At 30.6% G+C, this 8,209-nt stretch carries 4 protein-coding genes and 5 pseudogenes; 6 read left to right on the top strand and 3 right to left on the bottom strand.

Annotated elements, in window-relative coordinates:
- Nucleotides 1-119: 119 nt before the first annotated feature.
- The 3 genes and pseudogenes from tnpA to RDY04_RS01735 all read left to right on the top strand — a co-directional run bounded on the left by tnpA (nucleotide 120) and on the right by RDY04_RS01735 (nucleotide 2,546).
- A pseudogene (tnpA, locus tag RDY04_RS01725) lies at nucleotides 120-583 on the top strand (IS200/IS605 family transposase).
- Nucleotides 584-803: 220 nt separating this feature from the next.
- On the top strand, nucleotides 804-1,298 hold the full coding sequence (locus tag RDY04_RS01730) for a hypothetical protein (protein WP_295494195.1): 495 nt from the start codon (nucleotides 804-806) through the stop codon (nucleotides 1,296-1,298).
- Between the two features lie 79 nt (nucleotides 1,299-1,377).
- Nucleotides 1,378-2,546, top strand: a pseudogene (locus RDY04_RS01735) (IS256 family transposase).
- A gap of 176 nt (nucleotides 2,547-2,722) precedes the next feature.
- Here the strand turns inward: RDY04_RS01735 and RDY04_RS01740 are convergent.
- Nucleotides 2,723-3,619, bottom strand: coding sequence for a tyrosine-type recombinase/integrase (locus RDY04_RS01740; RefSeq protein WP_295494193.1), 897 nt, complete (start codon nucleotides 3,617-3,619; stop codon nucleotides 2,723-2,725).
- Between the two features lie 90 nt (nucleotides 3,620-3,709).
- Between RDY04_RS01740 and RDY04_RS01745 the strand changes: the two genes are divergently transcribed.
- Nucleotides 3,710-4,951, top strand: a complete 1,242-nt coding sequence (locus tag RDY04_RS01745) for an aminotransferase class I/II-fold pyridoxal phosphate-dependent enzyme (RefSeq protein WP_050088028.1) — start codon at nucleotides 3,710-3,712, stop codon at nucleotides 4,949-4,951.
- On the opposite strand, the gene RDY04_RS01750 is transcribed toward RDY04_RS01745, so the two are convergent.
- On the bottom strand, nucleotides 4,935-7,214 hold the full coding sequence (locus RDY04_RS01750; RefSeq protein WP_308000818.1) for a tetratricopeptide repeat protein: 2,280 nt from the start codon (nucleotides 7,212-7,214) through the stop codon (nucleotides 4,935-4,937). The genes RDY04_RS01745 and RDY04_RS01750 overlap by 17 nt on opposite strands.
- A gap of 132 nt (nucleotides 7,215-7,346) precedes the next feature.
- Here RDY04_RS01750 and RDY04_RS01755 point away from each other — a divergent pair.
- Nucleotides 7,347-7,579: pseudogene (locus tag RDY04_RS01755) on the top strand (peptidylprolyl isomerase); the annotation flags it as partial.
- Between the two features lie 46 nt (nucleotides 7,580-7,625).
- Nucleotides 7,626-7,772, top strand: a pseudogene (locus RDY04_RS01760) (site-specific integrase); the annotation flags it as partial.
- A gap of 43 nt (nucleotides 7,773-7,815) precedes the next feature.
- On the opposite strand, the pseudogene RDY04_RS01765 reads toward RDY04_RS01760, so the two are convergent.
- Nucleotides 7,816-8,209, bottom strand: a pseudogene (locus RDY04_RS01765) (hypothetical protein); the annotation flags it as partial.

The following is an 8,209-nucleotide window of genomic DNA, read 5'->3' on the forward strand; positions in this document are numbered from 1 at the left end:
CAAATAAACCACCCGCTATGCGGGTGTGCATCGAAGGTTATACCGTCATAACAAAAACACTCCAAACGAGTTACAATAAAGGTGTTCAAGCCAATTGTAAAACGAAAGGAGTTAAGACTATGGCGCAAAAAGCTCACAGTTTATCACATACAAAATGGATGTGTTCTACCACATTGTATTTACACCTAAGTATAGACGAAAAATAATCTATAATCAATATAGGAGTAGTCTGGGAGAGATTTTTCATAGACTATGCCAATATAAGGGCATTGAAATAATAGAAGGTCACTTAATGCCAGATCGTGTTCATATGCTAGTAAGTATACCACCACGAATGAGTGTAGCTAGTTTTATGGGATATTTAAAAGGAAAAAGTGCCTTAATGATGTTTGATAAACACGCCAATCTCAAGTACAAGTTTGGAAATCGGCATTTCTGGGTAGAAGGATATTATGTAAGTACGGTAGGACTTAATGAAGCCACAATTAAGAAATATATCCAGGAACAAGAGAAGCATGATATCGATTTGGATAAATTAAGCGTAAAAGAATATGAAAATCCCTTTAGGGATAATGGTAAGTAATGCGAATGCCTCTTCGAGAGGCTTGTGACGAGTCAAAAGCAATAAGGCTTGAACAAAGTGAAAGCCAGCGTCTTTAGGCACTGGCTGGTATTATGGGCTTATAGCCCTTGATCAAACCACCCGTTAGACGGGTGGTTATGATTTACAAAAATTGCACATATTACTCATTCTAATAAACAGTAAATTTGATAATCTATTAGTAATTAAGGAGGAAATCATTATGTCTATAGTATCTGAAAAATGGTTAAGTTTATTTAATAATATCGAAGATGATGAGCAGTTAGATGAATTTTTAAAGACTACCTCTGGAGATAGTCTACAAGATTGGGAAGAAAAATTCCTTCAGTACGAGCAGTGGGGAAAAGATTATATTGAGCGAGAGTTAGGAACAATCTTATATGATGAATATAACCCTCAGGAGAAACTCAGAGTAAGTATTCATTGGCTAGATTTATTTAAACCAATTTGCTTTAAATACTTAGAGCGATTAACTAGCTTTTTAAATAAAACGCAATGTATAACTAATACAAATGAATTTATTCTAGATATTGAATCAGTATTTTTTGAAATTTGTATGAATATGAGCTATAGAACGGTTGTCTTAGAGATTAATGATTTAAGGAGAGCGTCTCGTTTAAAAGGTGAAGATAGTAAAAATAGATACAATTATTTTATCAATACTTTATTAAAGGATAGAGATTATATGGTAGTGTAAAATAAGTTGTGTAAACACAAAAAGGAATAAATCCGTTATAGTAGAGTTGCGAAACATTACTAGAAAGAGATTTATTCCTATGACTCAGTTTACCACAGAACTACTTAACTTCCTAGCCCAAAAGCAAGATATTGATGAATTTTTCCGTTCTTCTCTTGAAACAGCTATTGAATGAGCTGCTTCAAGCAGAATTGTCGGCCTTTTTAGGGTATGAGCCTTATGATAAAGCTGGTTATCTTACAGGCAACAGTCGTAACGGAACGTATTCACGAAAATTTGAAACCCAATATGGGACTGTTCAGTTAATCATTCCAAGAGATCGTAATGGGAACTTCAGTCCAGCTTTGATCCCTGCTTATGGGCGTTGTGATGACCACTTGGAAGAGATGGTTATCACAACGCTATCAAACCGGTGTAACGACTCGAGAAATTAGTGATATCATTAAGCGAATGTATGGTCATCACTATAGTCCTGCCACAATTTCTAATATCTCAAAAGCAACTCAGGAGAATGTCGCTGCTTTTCATGAGCGAAGATTAGAAGCCAGTTACTCTGTGTTATTTCCTTGACGGAACCTATCTTCCATTAAGGCGTGGAACTGTTAGTAAAGAATGTATTCATATCGCACTTGGCATTACACCAGAAGGACAGAAGGCTGTTCTTGGATATGAGATCGCCCCAAATGAAAACAATGCTTCTTGGTCCACCCTGTTAGACAAGCTTCAAAACCAAGGAATCCAACAGGTTTCTCTTGTAGTGACCGATGGCTTTAAGGGGCTTGAGCAGATTATAAGTCAGGCTTACCCATTAGCTAAACAACAACGTTGCTTAATTCATATTAGTCGAAATCTAGCTAGTAAAGTGAAACGAGCAGATAGAGCGGTTATTCTGGAGCAATTTAAAACGATTTATCATGCTGAAAATTTAGAAATAGCAGTGCAAGCTTTAGAGGACTTTATCGCCGAATGGGAACCAAAGTATAGGAAAGTCTGGAGAATACGGATAATCTTTTAACTTTTTATCAGTTTCCCTACCAGATTTGACACAGCATTTATTCGACAAATCTCATTGAGTCTCTTAACAAAGAAGTCAAACGTCAAACGAAAAAGAAGGTTCTTTTCCCTAACGAGGAGGCTATGGAACGTTACCTAGTTACTTTGTTTGAAGATTATAATTTCAAGCAAAGTCAACGAATCCATAAAGGGTTTGGCCAATGTTATGACACACTTGAAAGTTTATTTGATTAACATTCTTCAACTCTACTTGAGTGTTTACACATAATTATTGACAGTATCTATAAATGCTGATTCAAAGTGAAGTGTTATATGTTTTTTGCTTTTGTTGAGTATAAAATCTATTAACTAAAGTCGAACTACAAAAATTAATTTAAGATGAAGTGAACTGTAGACTTTGGAAATGTCTCTTACTCGATTTCAGAATGAATTACTGATACGGGATTAAAAGAACTAAGTATTTCTTTTTGTTTTGAATGAGATACGTGAGTATAGATTTGTGTGATTGATATAGAACTATGTCCAAGAATTTGTTGAATATATCGAATATCTACATCACTATCTAGAAGCATTGTCGCAAAGCTATGTCTAAACATATGCGGTGTAATAGTTCTAGAAAAGTTATTTTGTTCAACGATTCTCTTTATTACTAAACGTACACTTTGCTCTGACAATGGTCTAAGTGAATGTTTCCCTGGGAACAAGAAATCATTGGATTCATTTCTTGTTTTATTTATATATGTTTCTAATAAATTGAATGTTTTTTGATCTCCTAAAAATAGGATACGTTCTTTCTTACCCTTTCCTATAATATGGAGTGTCTTATTGGACAGATTAATGTCTTTGAGATGAATGTGGCAAAGTTCAGAAATTCTGATGCCTGTTGAAAGTAAAAGTGAAATAATTAGTAGATTTCTTTCAGCGTGTTGTTTTTGATAGTCAGTTTTAGATACAATTACTTTCCGTTCTAAATATATAAAAATGCTTTTCAGAATGTCATACGGAATCGTTTTAGGCAATACTTTTTCAGTTCTAAATTGAAAGCGCAATTGATTGAAGGGATTCTCTTCAATTATGTTCTGGTATTTTAGATAGTTATAAAACACCTTCAAACAAGCAATTTTTCTTCTTAATGTATTCGTTTTTATGTTAGATCGTGTCAACTGTTCTATATAGGATTCGACATTATCATAGTCTGAGTTATAAAATTGCATAAGATCGTTCTTATAAGCGCGAATCGTGTGTGAACTCAAACGCTTATGAGTTTTGCAATAATCTAAGTAAGTAGAAATAAGTTTATAATCCATAAAAATCTCCTTTATCAATAATCATGCTATTATAAACCTATTTTAGTGCTTCGTATAGTGATAATAAATTGTTATCGATAGGAGAAGTCAGTGTATAAAATTAATAAATTTGAAGGTGAAATCTATCAGAAGTTAAATAAAATTCTTGATTCATATAACCAAGAACAGAATAGCGTAATAAATCTTGCTGCATGTATTAGCTATCCATTCACCGAAGTATTAGAGATTCAAAGTTTCCCTCTCGCTACTCTGCCAACAGAGGGAGCTGTTGAAAAACGCTTTTTTCCTCATTGTACTTCATTGGATAATATTGAAATATATTCAGAAGAATTGTGTCTTCAACTTTTTGATTTAAATCCTGGTGATTATAGAGTTAATGTGCAACCACATTCAGGAACTCAGGCTAACCAAATAGTCTATAATTGTGTTTTAGAAAGTGACGATTATATTTTATCGTTATCTCCAAAAGACGGAGGACATATTTCACACACTTATACAGGTAAAGGTACTGTAAAATATTATCATTTAGATCATGATTTAAATATTGATTATATCGAATTAAAGGAATTATTAGATAAATATAAACCTAAATTGATTATTATTGGTGCTTCATCGTATGGAAATGAATTTAATTATCAACAAATTTATGAAATTATAAAAGAGGTTAGCCCCAATACCCTTATTTTAGCGGATATTTGCCATAGTGTTTTATATATTATGGCAAAGCTACATAAGTCGATTTTTCCATATGTGGATTTCGTTACTTTTACAATGGATAAATGTTTACGTGGGCCTCAAGGAGGAGTACTAATGTATCGTTCTATATTTGAAGAAAAAATAACTAATTCAATTTTTCCTAGAACACAGGGAGGTCCTACACAAAATGCATTATTTGCGAAATGTATCTGTTTAATCAAATTATTATCAATAGATATTCAAGATTATGCACAACAGGTTATAAAAAATACTTTATTGTTTATAAAACAATTAAGTAAAGAAGGGGTTGATGTTGTTTATAAAAACTCAAAGACTCATATAATTTTAGTTAATCTACTGAATCTAAACTTGAGTGGCAAGGATGCAGAGAATCTACTTTTTCAACATAAAATATTAGTTAACCGAAATCAAATTCCAAATGATACACACGGACCAATGACGACTTCAGGAATAAGATTAGGAACAATCGGAATTACAAATTTATCCTATACTGATGATGATATTAAAAAATTAGCTAAACTAGTAGCTAATTTATTAAAATATAAACAATATGATTATTCCATATATTTAGATCTCATTCGCAAGTACCATGAACAAATTAATATCTCCAATTAGGAGAAAGACCTATACAGAAATTATATTTTTTGTAAGGAATCAACAGATAGTATTTAGTGAGTCCGTCTTGATAATCATCAATATAAGTTTTTTCACAAACAAAAGGAATATCATCAAATTGTTGTAAATTGTATACTATTTGAAATTTATACCAAGGATCGTCTATGAGTGGAATTTCTTCCTCAAAGTTTCTTAGTGAATTTTGAAATTCTGTAAAAGAGATTCTTTCAGAAATCAATTCAATAATTAATTTGTTTAACTTGAGCATCCTAATATCTAAGGTCAAAGCTTTAGGACATTCTTGAAGTGATTTATTTATAAACTTCAGAGATTGTTGATAATTTTTATTCATCAAAAAAATAATTGATTTATTACAATATGGTTCAAAAATTTCATTTGAATCATATTTTTTTAGTATTTTTATGGCCTTATTTAGATTCTCTAAAGCTATATCATATTTTCCGTCCCAGATATTAACAACACCTAAATTATTATATACTGTTGCAACAGGTATTTGATATTCATTACGTTGAAAATAGTCCAATGCTAGTTTGAGATTTTCGGTAGCTTCTTTAGTTGGGAAATAATGAGCAGAATTTCGTAAAATAATATAATAGAAGTCGTCTTTTTCTACAGAATCCATGCTCTCATTAAGGAGTTTAATTGCCTCTCGATCTTTACCTAAATGACCATAAGCATTTAGCTTGTAGAGTAATGTTCCAGAGCAATTTTCTAACTTTTCCAGCGATTTTAGCGCCTCCTCAAATTCATATTTTTGAATTTGAAATCTAGGATAGTATAGCTGTAAATCTTTTGAATAATTATCTTTTTGAAGACTGTTTAAAATAGCTAAACCTCCATTAAAATCAGAAATCCACTGGTACGAGTTCAACATATAATGTAAGTATTTTTCGGGTAATAATTCTATTAAATGAAGTATCTTCTTACTCAAAGATACAATGTAAAAATATGAATTTTTCCTGTATTCGATTTCAAGTAACTGTTTGATATATTCTACATTTTGCCGCAACTCTTCAATATTACATATATTTATTAAGCAGTGAATTAAATAAGCTAACTCGCCACCAACTCCTATAGATAGGATAGTTTGCTCTAAATATATTTTTAGATTGTTGGTTACTAATTGAAGATCAGAAGCATTTGTGTGATTTAAAATACCATTTACAATTGATTCGTGTGAAATTTTGATTTTATCATTTGTATCTCCATTAATATAGACAAAACCTGCATCAATAAGGGATTTTAGAGAATCAGCTACTTCAGTATTTTCGTCTAATATAGATTTAATGTAGTTAAAAACTATATCTTTTCTCATACCAGCAGGAAAAATTGATGATATGATAAGTATATTTTTTTGAATATCTGGAAGTTTGTCATATATATCAGAAATATTAAATAATTCTGAATTTGGATTATCAATAAGTCTGTTAATAATTAATTCAATATCTTTATAATTACCTTGTGTTATCTGCCAGATTTGATTCAATTTGACATTATCAAGTAAAGCAATTTTATTTCTTATTAGTAATTTACACTCATCCTCAGTAAGATACGATAAATTTAATACAGTAGGAGTATAATTGTCCAATGTATCTAGTTTATCAATCGATTTTAACTTATCATTTGTTCGGTTTATAATTGTTAAAGAGATTCCGCTTTGAAGTGTATTAAAGTCATCTTCAAATTTTATTTTTATATCTTCAGGTAAAAATTGATAATTATCAATAATAATATTAAGACGGATTTTTTTTGAAACATGACTGAAATATCTTAAATATAAATCATTTTCAAATATTCCCTCCTTTATTTCAGTAATAACTTCTTCCCAAGGATAATCAATTACTTTTTTGTAAGTTGTATCGAACGCAATAAACGATCTGATTAACCTAAGACTATGTTTCAGAGTTAGATTTGTTAGTTTTTGTTTTCTTAAATAATTTGAAAACGAATATTTTTGAGGTATTGATAAGCATAGATTTCTTCTGAATTGTGTTGGGACATACGCTCCTTTTAGTAGATTTTCAAAAAATTTATTACTTTCAAACCCATCATTTATAACATCAATGTAGAGAATAAAGGCTTCTTTATCATGGCTGTAAACTTGTTGACAAACCTCTCTGATTAGCTCGGTTTTACCACTACCACTTAAACCATTAATAATATATAAACTATTTTTATCATTACTAGAAAATTTAAAATGCTGTTTTAATTCTTCTATTTCAGTATCGCGACCGTAATACATAAAACATCTCCTACCGATAACAATTTATTATCATTAGTATACCATAATTTGTAGTTAATCATATTTTTCCAGTGATAAAATCTCCAAACTAATCTTGATATGATGTGGCTTTCACTAATAAAGAAGTAAGTCATGTTTAACAAAGTGAAGGCTCGATTTCTGGTTGGAGTAGAGGTTTAATCGTAATAAGTTTTATTGTTATGATTGGCTATAAGATTGGTTCACAATCTATTTCAAAACAAACTGAGAACCAAATACGAGAAGAAGCAAATAAACTTTTGACAAATTAAAAACAAAAAGAAAGAGCGACAGTTTTATCAGATGAGTTTGTTAAAGAATCTCTTACTCAATCTTTCACCAAAATAGTAAATCCAAAGTAGAGTATAGATAAAATGTACAAAATAGCTTTTGCGTATAATATTAGATGATTTTACAATTACAATACTTAAAAAATGGCGAGAAGTTCAAATCAAGAATGATGATAAAGATTATGTAATATCACGTTTTGGGGAGCCCTTGTGTAAGTCTACAATCTCTAGGATAATAAAAAGGCATGCTATGTTTGATATTAGTCGTAGAAAAAATACGAGAACTAACCTTTTTATAAATTTTTATTTTCAATAGTCAATTCTTCACAATGAAAATCAGACTCATTATCTGTTTTAGTATCATATCCAAATAGCAAAGTAGGGGGTGGATCACGTCTTTCGCCCTCTAAGTAACCTCGTTCGTGTTGTGCAAGCTTTTCATTTAACTCTGTATCATGACGAATAATATTATAACGTTCGTATTTTTTAGAACCAAATGTTTCAGACAGTTTTTGTTTAAATATATTCCAGAGGTTCTCTTTATTTTTTAAGAAATATGTTTTGAAGCAACTTTCGGCTAGATCGATACTCTCTTGCAGAATATTAATTGATTTTTTCAAAAAAGTATTTTCCTCTCTTAATTCTTTATTTTTCTTTTTATAACTTTCATAATATACTCTAGCACCA

It is taken from the genome of uncultured Streptococcus sp., assembly GCF_902463925.1.
Lineage (GTDB): Bacteria > Bacillota > Bacilli > Lactobacillales > Streptococcaceae > Streptococcus.